The organism is bacterium SCSIO 12827, from assembly GCA_024397995.1.
Lineage (GTDB): Bacteria > Pseudomonadota > Alphaproteobacteria > Rhodospirillales > Casp-alpha2 > UBA1479.
In genome coordinates this window covers 2135105-2150304 of record CP073746.1, presented here as the reverse complement: position 1 = coordinate 2150304, position 15200 = coordinate 2135105, and the positions used below count along the sequence as shown (strand labels likewise).

13 protein-coding genes and 1 tRNA gene are annotated in these 15200 nt (G+C 64.9%); 11 read left to right on the top strand and 3 right to left on the bottom strand.

The window, feature by feature from the left end; all coding sequences use genetic code 11:
• The first annotated feature begins 3 nt into the window (after window positions 1-3).
• Window positions 4-1011: a methylmalonyl Co-A mutase-associated GTPase MeaB gene (gene meaB, locus KFF05_10045; GenBank protein UTW50314.1), complete on the top strand. Its 1008-nt coding sequence runs from the start codon at window positions 4-6 to the stop codon at window positions 1009-1011.
• Window positions 1012-1022: 11 nt separating this feature from the next.
• Here meaB and KFF05_10040 read toward each other — a convergent pair whose 3' ends face one another.
• The gene (locus tag KFF05_10040) at window positions 1023-1745 is read right to left on the bottom strand and encodes a TSUP family transporter (protein ID UTW50313.1); all 723 of its coding nucleotides are present in this window, start codon (window positions 1743-1745) and stop codon (window positions 1023-1025) included.
• Window positions 1746-1760: 15 nt separating this feature from the next.
• Entirely contained in the window at window positions 1761-2438 is a 678-nt protein-coding gene (locus KFF05_10035; protein ID UTW50312.1) for a pyridoxamine 5'-phosphate oxidase family protein, read from the bottom strand.
• A 136-nt stretch (window positions 2439-2574) separates the two neighbouring features.
• Here KFF05_10035 and KFF05_10030 point away from each other — a divergent pair, with 136 nt between their 5' ends.
• Window positions 2575-4098, top strand: coding sequence for a PLP-dependent aminotransferase family protein (locus KFF05_10030; GenBank protein ID UTW53666.1), 1524 nt, complete (start codon window positions 2575-2577; stop codon window positions 4096-4098).
• Here the strand turns inward: KFF05_10030 and phaC are convergent.
• Window positions 4074-5885 (bottom strand): class I poly(R)-hydroxyalkanoic acid synthase, encoded by a 1812-nt coding sequence (gene phaC, locus KFF05_10025; protein ID UTW50311.1) that lies wholly within the window; start codon window positions 5883-5885, stop codon window positions 4074-4076. The two genes, KFF05_10030 and phaC, sit on opposite strands and share 25 nt — an antisense overlap.
• 263 nt (window positions 5886-6148) lie before the next feature.
• Between phaC and KFF05_10020 the strand changes: the two genes are divergently transcribed.
• The 9 genes from KFF05_10020 (at window position 6149) to KFF05_09980 (ending at window position 15182) form a co-directional block, all read left to right on the top strand.
• On the top strand, window positions 6149-7345 hold the full coding sequence (locus KFF05_10020; protein UTW50310.1) for an OmpA family protein: 1197 nt from the start codon (window positions 6149-6151) through the stop codon (window positions 7343-7345).
• A gap of 117 nt (window positions 7346-7462) precedes the next feature.
• Window positions 7463-8692 (top strand): LL-diaminopimelate aminotransferase, encoded by a 1230-nt coding sequence (locus KFF05_10015; GenBank protein ID UTW50309.1) that lies wholly within the window; start codon window positions 7463-7465, stop codon window positions 8690-8692.
• On the top strand, window positions 8689-9981 hold the full coding sequence (locus tag KFF05_10010; protein UTW50308.1) for a homoserine dehydrogenase: 1293 nt from the start codon (window positions 8689-8691) through the stop codon (window positions 9979-9981). Before KFF05_10015 ends, KFF05_10010 begins: the two co-directional genes overlap by 4 nt.
• 30 nt (window positions 9982-10011) lie before the next feature.
• Window positions 10012-10989 carry a class II fructose-bisphosphatase gene (gene glpX / locus KFF05_10005; protein UTW50307.1) on the top strand — a complete coding sequence of 326 codons (978 nt, stop codon included), beginning with the start codon at window positions 10012-10014 and terminating at the stop codon, window positions 10987-10989.
• Entirely contained in the window at window positions 10961-12823 is a 1863-nt protein-coding gene (gene recJ / locus KFF05_10000; protein ID UTW50306.1) for a single-stranded-DNA-specific exonuclease RecJ, read from the top strand. Before glpX ends, recJ begins: the two co-directional genes overlap by 29 nt.
• A gap of 79 nt (window positions 12824-12902) precedes the next feature.
• Window positions 12903-12980, top strand: a tRNA-Glu gene (locus KFF05_09995).
• A gap of 114 nt (window positions 12981-13094) precedes the next feature.
• Window positions 13095-13616 (top strand): PAS domain-containing protein, encoded by a 522-nt coding sequence (locus KFF05_09990; protein UTW50305.1) that lies wholly within the window; start codon window positions 13095-13097, stop codon window positions 13614-13616.
• A gap of 105 nt (window positions 13617-13721) precedes the next feature.
• Window positions 13722-14783, top strand: coding sequence for a class 1 fructose-bisphosphatase (locus KFF05_09985; GenBank protein ID UTW50304.1), 1062 nt, complete (start codon window positions 13722-13724; stop codon window positions 14781-14783).
• Window positions 14784-14861: 78 nt separating this feature from the next.
• Window positions 14862-15182 carry a hypothetical protein gene (locus tag KFF05_09980; protein ID UTW50303.1) on the top strand — a complete coding sequence of 107 codons (321 nt, stop codon included), beginning with the start codon at window positions 14862-14864 and terminating at the stop codon, window positions 15180-15182.
• The last annotated feature ends 18 nt before the right edge of the window (window positions 15183-15200 follow it).

Sequence of the window (15200 nt, the reverse complement as noted above, 5' to 3'; positions counted from 1 at the left end):
GCCATGGCAGCCCCCAAGCCGGATCCATCGCCAGACCTACTTGCCGCCGCGCAAGGCGGCGACCGGCGGGCTATTGCCAAGCTGTTGTCCCTGGCCGAAACCACCGGCAACGCTGCGCCGATATCCGGGTCGACAGACGGCGATCTGATGGCCCGAGTTTATCAGGCCGCGGGATCGGCCCATGTGGTCGGCGTCACCGGGCCACCAGGGGCTGGTAAGTCGTCCCTGGTCAACGCCTTGGTCAAGGAATTGCGTCAGCGGAACCTGACCGTCGGTGTCATCGCCATTGATCCTTCCAGCCCGTTTTCCGGCGGCGCCATTCTGGGCGACCGGGTCCGCATGGGCGACCACGGCAGCGACAACGGCGTGTTCATACGATCGTTCGCGACCCAGGGCGCCATGGGCGGGCTGGCGCGCCCGGCGCTTGATTCCGTGGATGTGCTGGACGCCTGTGGCTTCCAGGTCGTGGTGATCGAGACCGTCGGTGTCGGCCAGGACGAGGTCGATGTCGCGGCGGCGGCCCATACGGTGATCGTCGCCTCGCCGCCGGGGTTGGGCGACGGGGTCCAGGCCATGAAGGCGGGCATCCTGGAAATCGCCGATATTCATGTCGTGACCAAGGCCGACCGCGCCGATGCGGATCAGACCGCTGCCGACCTGGCGGGGGCCCAGGATTTGGGCCTGACCGGCCGTCAGGGGCGGGGCGAGGGGGCGACCGGTTGGCGCGTGCCGGTGATCGCGACCAGCGCCAACACGGGCAAAGGTGTCGCCGACCTGGCGCAAGCCGTGATCGACCACGGCCAACACCTTGCATCAAGCGGCGAAGACAAGGCCCGGCGCCGGCGCATCGCCTTGATGCGGCTTGAAACGGCGGCGCTCGACCACATGCGCCGCGAATTCAAGCGCCTGGCGCCGGACATGGCCGATCTGATCGATGACCTGGCCGCGCGGCGGGCCGATCCGCGCGCCGCTGCGCGCCTACTGTTGGAAAAGGCCCTGAAGCCGTCGTAAGGCGCGGTCGGCTATTTCACGATCAGGATCAGACCGCTGACCGCCGCAATGGCGAGGATCGCGATGCGCAGGCGGTCGCGGTTGATGTAGCGCCGGGTGATCGGGGCCAGGGCCAGACCGACCGCCACGCCGGGCAGCAGCACCAGAGTGCGGCCGGCCTCCGGCGCGCCGAATGACCCGACCAGGGCCAGGGCCGCCACCGCCGACAGATAGGCGACCGTGAAATAGGCGCCCAGCATGGCGCGGGCGACCCGGGGTTCGGCATTCTGAAAAGCAAGGGAGATCACCGGGCCGTGCAGCCCGGCCATGATCCCCATGACGCCGGAAATACCGGCGGCGATGAGTAGGCTGCGTCCCTTGGCGGCGACGGTCTTTCCCATGAGGCTGACGCCGACGGCGAGCAGGATCATGACGCCGAACACGCGCTGCAGGTCCATGCCCCGCACGGCCTGGAGGACGACCGCGCCGACCACCGTGCCCACGGCCAAGCCGATCAGACAGGTCGCCAGCGTGCGGCGGTCGATGGCGTCGCGCTCGCCGTAAGCCGTCAGGGCGGCCAGCACGGTTCCCGCCAGGAGCATGGGGCCAGGCACGAAGGCAGGGTCCAGCAGGGCCAGCACGGGGGCCGCCAGCAAGGCGAACCCCAGCCCCAGCGCCGCCTGGAACGCGCAGCCGAAGCCCATGGCGCTGATGGCGATGAGGATTGTCGTGAGGGTCAGGCCGTCGAAGGTCATGCGCGCATGATAGCGCTATCCCCGGGGCGGCGCGCCGATGGAAATGCGGCGCAGGTAGTCGGGCTCAGGAATGCCCGGTTTCAGGCGATCATCGGCCACGGGTTCGCCGACCACCGTGGTGATCGGCACGACCCCGGCCCAGACGTTGAGATCGTAATCGGGTTCATCATCGACGGGCCCGCCCGCGCGCACCTTGGCCGAGCCTTCGTCGATGGTCAGCGCGCAGATGGTGGTGCCCTTCAGCTCCTGATCCGTGGTCTCGCGCAGTTCCTCCCAGCGGCCGGGGGACAGGCGGTCCGTGAAATCCTTCAAGGTCGCCAGCTTCTCCGCCGGGTCCTCGATCTTGACCGCCTCGCCGAATAGGGTCACCCCCCGGTAATTGACGGAATGGTGGAAGCCCGACCGTGCCATGACCAAGCCGTCCAGGTGCGACACCGTGAAGCAGACCGGCACGCCGCTGGTCACCGTGCGGAGCATGCGGCTGGCCGCCGATCCGTGCCAGTACACACGGTCGCCGTGCCGCCAGTAGCAGGTCGCCGTCACGTAAGGGGCGTCATCAATCACATATCCGACATGGCACATCAGGCCCGCGTCCAGGATCGCGTCCACCGTGGCGCGATCATAGGCGGCGCGCTTGGGCACCCGTTTGACCTTTGAGCGCTCGGTGACCCGCAGGTCAGGGAAAGTGGGCATGGTCCGGTTCCTTTTCGCATGATCGAATACTGCCTTGCCGGCAATGATGATCTCCCTGTACCGTGCAAGTTGGTTCTTAAGAAAGAGCCATAAATGTTATTCTTACGGAGCCATTTAAATGACCTCTCCGGGCCGCATGAAACTGGGCCGGGATTCCCAGCTGATCGATCTGGACTTGGACAGGTCTGGTGCGCTGCCCTTGAACGAGCAGCTCTACAAAGGAATCAAAAGCCTGATCCTGGCCGGGGTCCTGCGCCCGGGCGCGCGCCTTCCGGCCAGCCGCATCCTCGCCCGCGAACTGGAAATCTCCCGAAACACGGTGCTTGCTGCCTATGATCAATTGCTGGCCGAGGGTTTCACCGAAGCCCGGCCGGGGGCGGGCACACGGGTTTCCGTGGATCTGCCGGATTTGTCCGGCGACCTGCGCGCCGCGGGGCCGTTGCCCGCCGATGCCGCGGCGCCGCCGCCCTTGCCGGCGCGGGTGCTTGATCTGATATCCCGTCATTCGCCCGGGCCGGGGACGCACCGTCCCTTCCTTCCGGGCCTTCCCGATGTCGCCGCCTTTCCCTTCGACGAATGGGGCCGCGCCGTGGGCCGCTTTTGGCGGCGACCGCCTCTGGCCTTGCTGGAAGACCGGGACGGCCGCGGTCATGCGCCCCTGCGCCGGGCCATCGCCGACTATCTGGTTGCCGTGCGCGGGGCCAAATGCATCGCCGATCAGGTCGTCATCACTTCGGGGGCGCAGCAGGGCATCGATCTTTGCGCGCGCGTACTGTTGGAACCGGGGGCGCCCGTGGTCATGGAAAACCCCGGCTATCGGGGTTTGATCTCGGCCTTTTCCTCGGCCGGGGCCAGGGTCGTGCAGGCGCCGGTGGACGGCGAGGGATTGGATGTGGCCCATGCGCGTAAGCAGGCCCCGCATCCACGTCTGCTGGCGGTGACGCCGTCGCATCAGTTCCCCCTGGGATCGACCATGTCCCTGGCGCGCCGCCTGGACTTGTTGTCTTGGGCGCGGGATGCTGGGTTCTGGGTGCTGGAAGACGACTACGACAGCGAATACCGCTACCGGGGGCGGCCGCTGGCCGCACTTCAGGGATTGGATGGTGGTGACCGGGTGATCTATGTCGGTACCTTTTCCAAGGTCATGTTTCCGGCCCTGCGTTTAGGCTATCTGGTGGTGCCGGAGCCGCTGATTGACGCCTTCGTCCGCCTGCGCGGTGTCGTTGATGACTTTCCCGCCTTGGCCATGCAGCCGATCCTCGCCGATTTCATGGAGTCAGGGCGTTTCGGCGCCCATGTCCGGCGCATGCGGCAGATTTATGGGGAGCGGCAGACGGTCTTGCGGGACGAACTGGTCACACGGTTCGACGGTCTGTTCGATGTGCCCGATGATGATGCCGGCATGCAATTGACCGTTACTCTGGCACCCGGCGGGCCGGGCGGAAACTTGGCGGACGGTGCGATCACCCGCGAGGCGGCGGCCGTCGACATTACCGCACGTGCCTTGTCCGGCTATTACGCCGGGCCCGAACGCCGCCATGGGCTGGTCCTGGGATATACGGCCTATCCCACTGATGCCCTGAAAGACGCGGCGGCCTTGTTGGAACAGGCCGTGGGCCGGGCGCTTGCGGGTGGTCAGGATGCGCGAATCTTGACGTAGGTGCCGGGGGCGTCGTCCAGGGCCGGCAGCTTGCCGTCACCGGGGATGCGGGCCGGCACCGTTTTCTTGCCCGACTGCTTCTTGACCCAGGCGTCCCAATCGGGCCACCAGGACCCTTCGTGCTGCTTGGCCTTGTCCAACCAGGCGTCCGGGTCTTTCGGCGTCTGGGCATTGGTCCAATAGCAGTACTTGTTCGCCGCCGGCGGATTGATCACGCCCGCGATATGGCCCGATGCCGACAGCACGAAGCGAACGGGGCCTTTGTAGATCTGCGTCCCCGCGTAGGTCGCCTTCCATGGCGCGATATGGTCTTCGCGGGTTGAAATCATGTAGGTCGGCACGTCGACCCGGGTCAGGTCGATGGGCGTGCCCGCAAGCGAAATGCCGCCCGGCGTGGCCAGCTTGTTTTCCAGGTACATATTGCGCAGGTAGAACGCATGCATGGCGGCCGGCATGCGGGTTGAATCCGAATTCCAGAACAACAGATCAAAGGGAAAGGGGTCCTTGCCCAGCAGGTAGTTGTTGACCACGAAGGACCAGATCAGGTCGTTGGCCCGCAACATGTTGAAGGTGGTCGCCATTTCCGTGCCTTCAAGGTAGCCGCGCTCGTTCATCTTGGCTTCCATGTTGGCGAGCTGCGTTTCGTCGACGAATACGGAAAGGTCCCCGGCCTCGGCGAAATCGACCATGGTGGTGAAGAAGGTCGCGGATTTGATGCGGTCCTTCCACTGTTGCCCCTTCTGCGCCGCCATCCAGGCCAATGTCGCCGCCGTCAGGGTGCCGCCCAGGCAATAGCCGATGATGTTGATGGCGCGTTCACCGGTTGCCTGTTCGATGGCGTCCATGGCGGCGAGGGGGCCTTCGAGCATGTAATCGTCGTAGGTTTTCCGGGCCAGTTTGGCGTCCGGGTTGACCCAGGAGATGACGAAGACGGTGTGGCCCTGTTCCGATGCCCAGCGGATGAACGAGTTTTCCGGCCTCAGGTCGAGGATGTAGAACTTGTTGATCCACGGCGGCACGATCAACAGGGGCGTCTGCGAAACCTTGTCGGTCAGGGGGTCGAACTGGATCAGTTCGATCAGGTCGTTGCGGTAGACGACCTTGCCCTTGGCGGTGGCGACGTTCTTGCCGATCTCGAACGCCTCCATGTCGGTCATACGGATCGCCAGCTTGCCGTCGCCGCGTTCCAGGTCTTCCAAAAGATTGTTAAGTCCGTTGACGAGATTTTCGCCCTTGCTTTCGACCGTCGCGCGCAGGGCTTCCGGATTTGTCATCAGGAAATTGGTCGGTGACAGGGCGTTGACGAACTGCTTTGTGTAGAAATCGACCTTGTGCTGGGTCTTGCGATCCAGGCCTTCGACGTCGTGAACCGTCGATTCCAGCCACTTCGCAGTCAGCAGGTAGGACTGCTTGATGAAGTCGAAGACTTGGTTTTCCGACCAGGCCTCGTCGCGGAATCGCCGGTCGTCGCGCGCGGGTTCGGCCACGGGTTCGGCCTCCGCGCCCAACAAGCGCAGGGCCGTCGATTGCCACAGCTCCATATAGCCCTGCCAAAGCGATAGCCCCGATTCCATCATTTTCTGGGGGTTGGCCATCATGTGGCGGGTCATTTCGATGAATGCCTCGCCGACGTTCAGGGGGTCGACGTCCGGCGCCTGGATTTCATTGCCATGCCGGGTCAGCCAGTCATTGACGAGGCGCTGGCTGCGTTCCGCGATCTCAATGTAGGGGTTTGCGGACTCGGGCGTATTGTCTGCTGGTGTCGGGCCGCTGGGCTTCTTACTCATTGGGCGCTGCGTCCTTTGCTCCGACTAGGCGATTGAGGCAAAATATGATACCGGATTGCGAAGAAGCCGGGGTGGCGTGGAATCGTTGTTGTGCAAACGACATCTCTGGCGACGAGAATCCTGGGTTCGGACGATACCTGCCGTCTCCGCCGGTTGGCGGGGTTGTAAACCGGCATATTAGGAAATTCAAGGTGGGGAGCCCCCTGAAAGAACGTATCATCAGCGTTCGGGGGCTGAATTTAGGGAAGGGAGTATTGCGGCACATGGGCGTGATCAAGGAGGACGTTATTCAGTTTCGAGCGAGTCTGCATCGAGGCCTGTTGCGGTCCGTGCCGATGGCTGCCGTCTTGGCGGTCCTCATGACCGGCTGTTCGTCGGTGCCCGACGCCGTCAATCCGGCCGAATGGTACAAAAGCACAGTCGACCTGTTCTCTGGCGACAAATCCGCGGGTGACCCCGAGGAAGAGGCGCGCCGTCAGCGCGAGCAGCAGGTCGCGGAAGCCGCCGGCCAGGAACAGTCGTCCACGGAATACCCCAAGGTGTCCGATGTGACCAAGCAGCAGGAAAGCCGTAACCTGGGCCTTGCCGCCGACCCGGACCGCCCGCGTTACGCCCCCGCGATTTCCCGCCAAGACCAAAGCGCCGCCGCCGACCCGGTGCGCCCGGCAGCCGCCCCCGCGGCGCCGCCCGCCCCGACGCCGATGGCTGAAAAGCCGGCGGCATCCGAAACGCCCAAGGCCATGGCCGAGGGACCCAAGCTGACCCAGCCCAAGGAAACCCTGACCCCGCCCGCCGGCGAGGAGCAGTTGGCGACCACGGTGCCGGGCGTGCCGCAATTCACGATCCCGACCCAGGCTGAACAGGAAGCCGAATTCTCCGGATTCCAGAACCGCATGCAGAAACGGTTGGCTGAAATTCTCGCCGCCGCCGGGGAAGAACCCAAGTTCGTGCGCCCGACCGGCATGCCGTCCGGCGTGGGCGTCGGCGAAACCATGGTGATTTCCGGTGACGGCGTCATCGAGCCGGGGATGACCGAGCTTCCGGCCACGGTCATGGAAGGGGCTGCCGTGGCGGGGACTCCCCAGTCGCAGCCGTTGCCGCCGGGGGCGACGCGGGTCGCGACCATCGTGTTCCCCAACGGCTCTTCCCGGTTGTCGGTGCGCGACCGTCAGATCCTCGCCCAGGTCGTTGCCTTGCAGAAGGAGCGGGGGGGCACCCTGCATGTGGTCGGCCATTCGTCTTCGCGGACGCGCAACCTGAGCCCGGAAAAGCACCGTCTGGTGAACTACAAGATGTCCGCAGAGCGGGCCAAGATGGTGGCCAAGGAGCTGATCCGGCGCGGCGCGAATCGTCGCACGGTCGCAACGGCGGCGTTGTCCGATACGCAGCCGCTGTACCAGGAAATCATGCCGAACGGCGAGGCCGGAAACCGTCGCGCGGAAATCTTTTTGACGCGCTGAGGCTTTTGCCGCTAAAGGATTGCCGCCTGTCCAGGGTCGGAACGCGCCGCAGAGCGCGCGTTCGCGCCCGGCATGGCTGTTGTATCCGTCCCCGCTCTGGCACATGATGAAGCCACGATGAAACAGGAATTCCACCGTATTCGCCGTCTCCCGCCCTATGTGTTCGCGGAAGTGAACGCCATGAAGGCGCGCGCCCGCGCCAACGGCGAGGACATCATTGATTTCGGCATGGGCAACCCGGACCTGCCGACGCCGCAGCATATCGTCGACAAGATGGTTGAGGCGGCACAGGACCCGAAGACCCACCGCTATTCTAATTCGCGCGGCATTCCCGGTCTGCGCAAGGCGCTGTCGGCATATTATGAACGCCGCTTCAACGTCGCCGTGGACCCGGAACACGAAGCCATCGTGACATTGGGGTCCAAGGAAGGTCTCGCCAACCTGTCGGCCGCCATCACCAGCCCCGGCGACGTGATCCTGGTGCCGAACCCCAGCTATCCGATCCATCAGTTCGGCTTCATTATCGCCGGCGCCGCTGTGCGCAACATCCCGGTGAAACCGGATCAGACCTTCTTCGAAGCACTGGAACGCGCGGTGCAGCACAGCGTGCCCAAGCCGACGGCGATCGTTCTCAACTACCCGAACAATCCGACGGCGGAACTCTGTGATCTGGCGTTTTACGAGCAGGTCGTGGATTTCTGCCGCTTCCACGAAATCTACATCCTGTCGGATCTGGCCTATTCGGAAGTCTATTTCGACAACAATCCGCCGCCGTCGATCCTGCAGGTTCAGAACGCCTGGGACATTGCCGTCGAATTCACCTCGATGAGCAAAACCTATTCCATGCCCGGCTGGCGCATCGGGTTCGCGGCCGGCAATCGGGAGCTGATCTCCGCCCTGGCGCGGGTCAAATCCTATCTGGATTACGGCGCCTTCACGCCGATACAGGTGGCCGCCGCCGCCGCGCTGAATGGGCCGCAGGACTGCGTCGACGAGATGCGCGCGGTTTACAAGGAACGCCGCGACGTGCTGATTTCCGGCCTGGCGTCGGCCGGCTGGGACGTGCCGGCGCCGCCGGCGACCATGTTCGCCTGGGCGCCGATCCCCGAGGACATGGCCCACCTGGGATCGCTCGAATTTTCCAAGCTTCTGTTGTCCGAAGCCCAGGTCGCGGTGGCACCCGGCGTCGGATTTGGCGAGCACGGTGACGGCTTCGTGCGTATCGCGGTGGTGGAGAACGTCCACCGGACGCGGCAGGCCCTGCGCGCCATCAAGTCCTTCATGCAACGCTATCGCGCCGGCAATCTGGATAATCTGGACTCCGGCAGGCGGGCCCTCGGCGGATGACGGCACCGTTGCGCTTAGGCATTGCCGGGCTTGGCACTGTCGGCGCGGGCACGGTCCGGGTCCTGGCCACCCATCGGGACGAGATTACCCGTCGGGCCGGCCGGGCCATCGACATCACCGCCGTTTCCGCCCGTGATCCCAACAAGGACCGCGGCGTCGATCTGTCCGGGGTTTCCTGGACCGATGACCCGATGGCGCTGGCCGCCGATCCCACCGTGGACGTGGTGGTTGAACTGATCGGCGGCTCTGACGGTGTCGCCAAGGACCTGTGTGCGGCGGCGCTGGCCAACGGCAAGCATGTCGTCACCGCCAACAAGGCGCTGATCGCCCACCACGGTCAGGCGCTTGCCGCCGCCGCCGAGAGATCGAGCGTGGCGCTGGCCTTCGAGGCGGCCGTGGCGGGCGGCATTCCGATCCTGAAAGGGCTGCGCGAAGGGCTAGCGGCCAATGCGATTTCCCGGGTCTACGGCATCCTCAACGGGACCTGCAATTACATCCTCAGCGAACTGCGCGACACCGGACGTGAATTTGAGGACGTGCTGGCCGAGGCCCAGGCGGAAGGCTACGCCGAGGCCGATCCCAGTTTCGACATCGACGGCGTCGACGCCGCTCACAAACTGGCGATCCTGGCGGCCCTGGCGTTCGGTACCCAGGTCGATTTCAAATCGGTCCATGTCGAGGGTATCCGCCATGTCTCGCCCGTCGATCTGTCCTTCGCCAAGGAACTGGGCTTCGGCATCAAGCTTCTGGGGATCGCCACGGAAACGGCGGAGGGGGTCGAGCAGCGAGTGCATCTTTGTATGGTGCCGCTGGACGCGCCGATCAATCATGTCGACGGAGTGTTCAACGCCGTCGTCGCCGAAGGCGATTTCGTCGACCGTGTGCTGATGCAAGGCCGCGGGGCCGGTGCGGGGCCGACGGCTTCCGCCGTGGTCGCCGACATTATCGACATCGCGCGCGGCAACATGGTGCCGTGCTTTGCCCGCCCGGCGGCGGATCTGGCTGTCCCCCGGCCGGTACCCATGTCGGCACACCGGGGCTGCTATTACCTTCGGTTCGAGGTCGTGGACAAGCCGGGTGTGTTCGCCGATATCGCCCAGGCATTGGGGGCGCATAACGTGTCCATGGAATCGATCATTCAGCGCGCCCGCGATCCCGGAGAGCCCGTACCGGTGGTGATGACCACCCACGACACCCTGGAATCGGACATGATCGACGCGGTCTCCGCCATCGCCGCCCTTGACGCCGTGGTTATGGCGCCGCGTATCATTCGCATCGAAGACCTGTAGTCCGAATAAAAGAATGACGAGGATCCGTCCGTGACCGATGCCGTGACCGACCGCAACCTGGCCCTTGAGGCCGTTCGCGTGACCGAGGCCGCCGCCGTGGCGGCCATGGCCCATCTGGGCGGCGGCGACGAACGCGCCGCCGACGAGGCCGCCGTGAAGGCGATGATGGACAGCCTGGACACCCTCATGGTGGACGGTACCGTGCGCATGGGCGAGGGCGAGGAAGGTGAGGTCGAGGATCTGTACACCGGCCAGAAGCTCGGCACCGGCGGTGCGCCCAAGGCGGATGTCGCCGTGCTGGCGCTTGAGGGCAAGTCGATCATCGCGCGCGGCGGCTACAACGCGCTGTCGGTCATCGCCCTGGCCCAGGACGGCGGGTTTCTGTCGGTCCCCAACATCTACATGGAAAAGATCGCCGTTGGTCCGGGCCTGCCCCAGGATGTCGTCGATCTGGACGCCGATCCGGCGGATAACCTGGCGGCCCTCGCCAAGGCCAAGAAGGTCAAGGTGTCGGACCTTGTGGTCTGCATGCTCGACCGGCCCCGCCACGCACAGATCGTTACCAAGGTGCGGGAAGCGGGGGCGCGCATTCGCCTGATCCTGGATGGTGACGTGTCCGGCGTGGTCGCCACGGCTTTGCCGGGCTCGGGCGTCGATATCTTCCTGGGCAGTGGCCGGGCAACCCAGGGCGTGCTGGCCGCCGCCGCCTTGCGTGGCCTGGGCGGACAGATGCAAAGCCGCCTGATCGTGCGCAATGACGATGAGACGGCGCGCCTGCGCAAGGCCGGAGTTACCGATCCCCAGCACAAGTACGGGCTGACCGAGATGGCCGCCGGCAACGTCACCTTCGCCGCCACCGGCGTGACCACGGGGCCCATGCTGTCGGGCGTTCAGTTCCCCGGTCGCGGCATGGCAACCACTCATTCGCTCGTCGTGCGCTCCAAGACGCTGACGCTGCGCTACATCGAAGGACACCACCATGTGTCCAAGCTCTCTCGCAGGTCCTGACATCGGGACAGCGGGCCATCCGCGGCATGTTGGGGGCGAAACGGCCCGGGTTCTCGGCGTCGAGCGGTCGCTGACCGGGCGGCAGTGGCTGGAGAGGCCTGTCGATCCGCGCACCGTGCAGACCTTTGTTCAACGATGGGAACTTTCCGAACTGACGGCCCGCGTGCTGGCCGGCCGCGGCATCGACGTGGAGGAGGTGCCGGGGTTCCTGGCGCCGACCCTGCGCGACCTGCTGCCCGATCCGGACCGGTTCCTCGACATGGGGCAGGGGGCGGAACGCCTGGCCGGCGCCATCATGCAGAACGAGTGCATCGGCATCTTCGGTGACTACGATGTGGACGGGGCGACCTCGTCGGCGTTGTTGAGCCGTTTCGTGCGCGCCGTTGGTGGACGCACGGCGGTTCATATCCCCGACCGCATCAAGGAAGGCTACGGCCCCAATACGGCGGCCATCCTGGGGCTGAAGGACAATCATGGGGCATCCGTTGTGGTCACGGTGGATTGCGGCACGCTGGCCTTCGAGCCCCTGGCCGCCGCCCGTGACGCCGGCATCGACGTGGTCGTGGTCGACCACCACACGGCCGAGGCCGATCTGCCCAAGGCCGAAGCCGTCATCAACCCCAATCGCCTGGACGAGACGGCCGGATACGGCCAATTGGCCGCCGTGGGCGTGACGTTTCTTCTGGTCGTCGCCATCAACCGGGTGCTGCGGGGTGCGGGATGGTACGCATCGCGGGCCGAGCCGGATTTGCTGCAATGGCTCGACATGGTCGCCTTGGGCACGGTCTGCGACGTGGTGCCTTTGACTGGAATTAACCGCGCATTGGTTACGCAAGGGATGAAGGTCATGGCCGGGCGGCGAAACCTGGGCCTGCGGGCCTTGGCCGACGTGGCCGGGGTGGACGAGGCGCCGACCGCCTATCACCTGGGATTCGTCATGGGGCCTCGGGTCAACGCCGGTGGGCGGGTCGGCGAATCGGACCTGGGATACCGGTTGATGACCACGGAGCACGAGGACGAGGCCTGGCACCTGGCGCGCAAGCTGGACGCCTTCAACCGCGACCGCCAGACCATAGAGAGCGCGGTGCTGCAGGGGGCCATGGCGCAGCTTGAGGACGCCGGCGGCGGCAGCGCCAACGCCATGGGGGCCGTGGCGCTGGCCCATGGCGACGGCTGGCATCCGGGGGTGATCGGCATCGTCGCGAGCCGCCTGAAGGAACGCTACAACCGGCCGGCCTGCGTCATTGCCTTTAACGGCGGCGGGGACGGTGATCTCGGCGTTGGCTCCGGCCGTTCGGTCAAGGGCGTGGACCTGGGCGCTGCGATCATCGCCGCGCGGCAGGCGGGCCTGATCGTCAAGGGCGGCGGCCACGCCATGGCGGCGGGGTTCACCGTTGCGCGTGACCGTCTGGCGGCATTCCGGGCCTTTCTGGATGACCGCGTGGCGGCCCATGTGGCGGAGGGCGGCATCCTGCCGACACTCTATCTGGACGGTGGTCTCCGCCCCGACGGGGCGACCGAAGCCCTGGTCGAGGAAATCGCCCTGTTGGGCCCCTTCGGGGCCGGCAATCCGGAACCGCGCTTCGTCATGCCGCATGTGCGCCTGACCTATGCCGACCGGGTCGGCGAGAATCACGTGAAGTGTTCTGTTGCGAAAGACGGCCGGGGGGTGCTTGAAGGCATTGCATTCCGGGCACTTGATTCCGATTTGGGGCCGGCTTTGATGAACCATGATGGACGTCTGATGCACTTGGCGGGACGCCTGCGTTTCAACAACTGGAACGGCCGAACCACGGTGCAATTTCAGATCGAGGACGCCCAGCCGGCGGGCTGATGTCGATTATTGAAAAAGTCCCCTTGATTTTGCGTCTTGGGCCGTATACCAAGTGCGCCTTCGGGCCATGGGCCACAGCGTCCCCATCGTCTAGCCCGGCCTAGGACACCTCCCTTTCACGGAGGAGACAGGGGTTCGAATCCCCTTGGGGACGCCAATTTTCTGTAGATAAATCCGACACGTAATTCATTGCACCGGACCCGGTTTCCGGTTGCAATGGCGTGTGGGAAGAGGCGCCGCCGATTTTGGCGGTGATTTGGGAGTGGGTTTTGTGAACGACGCGTTCAGCGCCGAGGAGTTGCCTGTCGATCCATCGACGTTTACGGGCGACTTTGCCTGGCTTCACGGCTACTGGGCGGCGCGCGCGGGTGCGAACGGCATGCCCGCCTGGGCCGATATCCGGCTTGTCGAGTTTCCCGCCACGATTCTGCCCTGGCTGGTCGTCATGGATGTGGTCGCGGACCACCGCAGTTTTGTGTTCCGCTATTGGGGGACGGAGCGCACCAACCTGCAGGGTGTCGACATGACCGGCAAGTCGGTGAAGGAATTAAAGATTCCGGGCCTGGCCGATGCCATGCTGCACCAGAACGAACGCGCCGTCGCGGCGCGGGCGCCAATTCTCTACCTCAACCGCTTCACAGCCCCCTCGGGCCGGACCGTACAGTATGAGGCACTTCGCCTGCCGGTCACGGACGGTGGGGAGTGCGTGGGAAAGGTGCTGGCCCTCAGCCGCTACATCGAGGATAAGGAGGCTACTTTTCTGGATGAGGCTGAGGGGCCTCAGCCCGTTTGAGGGCCCCGGTTCGGCGGGGCAAAACCCCTGGTATCGGCGGCGGGGGTCTGGCATATGTTCTTAGCCGGCCGGCGCCCCAATAATGAAACAAGCAAGAGGGATACAATGGGTAGCGAAAGACTGACACTCGCCCATTTCCTGTACGAGGACGTCCGTAACGAACCGAAGGCGACGGGCGAACTTGCCTCGCTGATCAACGACATCGCGGCGGCCTGTAAGGCCGTGGCCAGTCTGGTCAACCACGGCGACCTCGCGGGCAACCTGGGCGGTGCTGTCGGTCAGAACATTCAGGACGAGACCCAGAAGGAATTGGACGTTCTGGCCAATGACACCTTCCTGGCCTGGACCCGCCGCGGCGGGCAGTTGACGGCCCTGGCGTCCGAAGAACTGGAAGACCCCTACATCATCCCGATGGACGAGCCGCGCGGAAAATACCTCCTGGTATTCGATCCGCTGGACGGGTCGTCCAACATCGAAATCAACGGGCCGGTGGGCACGATCTTCTCCATCCTGCGCTCACCCGATCCGACGCGCCTGGCGACCAAGGAAGATTTCCTGCAGCCCGGGCGTAACCAGATCGCCGCCGGCTACGTCCTGTATTCCGCGTCCACGACCATGCTGCTGACGCTTGAGGGCAAAGGGGTCACCAAGTTTACCCTGGATCCCAACGTCGGTGAATTCGTGCTGGTCGAACGCGACATCCAGGTGCCGGAGAAAGCCAAGGAATTCGCCATCAACGCGTCGAACCAGCGGTTCTGGGACGCACCGGTCGCGCGTTATGTCGAGGAATGCCTGGCGGGCAAAACCGGCCCCCGCGGCCGTGATTTCAACATGCGCTGGGTCGCGGCCATGGTCGCCGACGTGCACCGGGCGATTTCGCGGGGCGGGGTGTTCATGTATCCGGTCGATGAGAAATGCCGGGAAAAAGGCGGGCGCCTGCGCCTTCTCTACGAAGCGTCCCCCATGGCCATGATCATCGAACATGCCGGCGGGCGGGCAACCACGGGGCAGTGCCCGATCCTCGACGTCCAGCCGACGGACATCCACCAGCGTATCCCGGTGATGATGGGCTCGGCCGAGGAAGTTGAAATTCTCGAGCGCTATCACGCCGAGGCGGAAGCAGACGCCAACGCCGTTCCCGCCAGCCGCGCCGGCGCGGCGGAGTAGCGTCTTCAGCCTTCGCGCTTTATTCCATTTTTTTCTAATTTAAAGTACACTCTGGATTCCTTGCAGGGGAGGCAGAGTGTGCTTTTGCGTACCTTTTTATTCACGTTCACGATCGTGTCGCTGATTGCGTTGGCCCCGCAACCGCGTGCGGATGAGGCGGAAGCGAAAGCGATGTCTCTGACGCTCGCAAGCTTCACCGCCGGCCAAATTGATTTCGCGGGGCGGTTCGAGGCTCGGAAAACCAGCCCAACACGTCCTGGCGTCACATTGGTCCAGCGTGGGTATGCGCGTGTTTGTCTGACCAGTCTGGGCGCTTGCCCGCTCGGCGTTGCGCTGCCGGTCGGGGCGCAATGTGTGTGTTACACGCCCTATGGACCGGTTCCCGGCGTCGCCCGCTGAATGAATCAGGACCGTATC

Bases quoted from the DNA above. Each gene is read 5' to 3' on its own strand.
- KFF05_10035 (UTW50312.1), bottom strand. From the start codon at position 2,438: ATGCCCACTTTCCCTGACCTGCGGGTCACCGAGCGCTCAAAGGTCAAA.
- recJ (UTW50306.1), top strand. From the start codon at position 10,961: ATGTGTCCAAGCTCTCTCGCAGGTCCTGACATCGGGACAGCGGGCCAT.
- KFF05_10015 (UTW50309.1), top strand. From the start codon at position 7,463: ATGAAACAGGAATTCCACCGTATTCGCCGTCTCCCGCCCTATGTGTTC.
- KFF05_10030 (UTW53666.1), top strand. From the start codon at position 2,575: ATGAAACTGGGCCGGGATTCCCAGCTGATCGATCTGGACTTGGACAGG.
- KFF05_10020 (UTW50310.1), top strand. From the start codon at position 6,149: ATGGGCGTGATCAAGGAGGACGTTATTCAGTTTCGAGCGAGTCTGCAT.
- KFF05_10040 (UTW50313.1), bottom strand. From the start codon at position 1,745: ATGACCTTCGACGGCCTGACCCTCACGACAATCCTCATCGCCATCAGC.
- phaC (UTW50311.1), bottom strand. From the start codon at position 5,885: ATGAGTAAGAAGCCCAGCGGCCCGACACCAGCAGACAATACGCCCGAG.
- meaB (UTW50314.1), top strand. From the start codon at position 4: ATGGCAGCCCCCAAGCCGGATCCATCGCCAGACCTACTTGCCGCCGCG.
- KFF05_09985 (UTW50304.1), top strand. From the start codon at position 13,722: ATGGGTAGCGAAAGACTGACACTCGCCCATTTCCTGTACGAGGACGTC.
- KFF05_10010 (UTW50308.1), top strand. From the start codon at position 8,689: ATGACGGCACCGTTGCGCTTAGGCATTGCCGGGCTTGGCACTGTCGGC.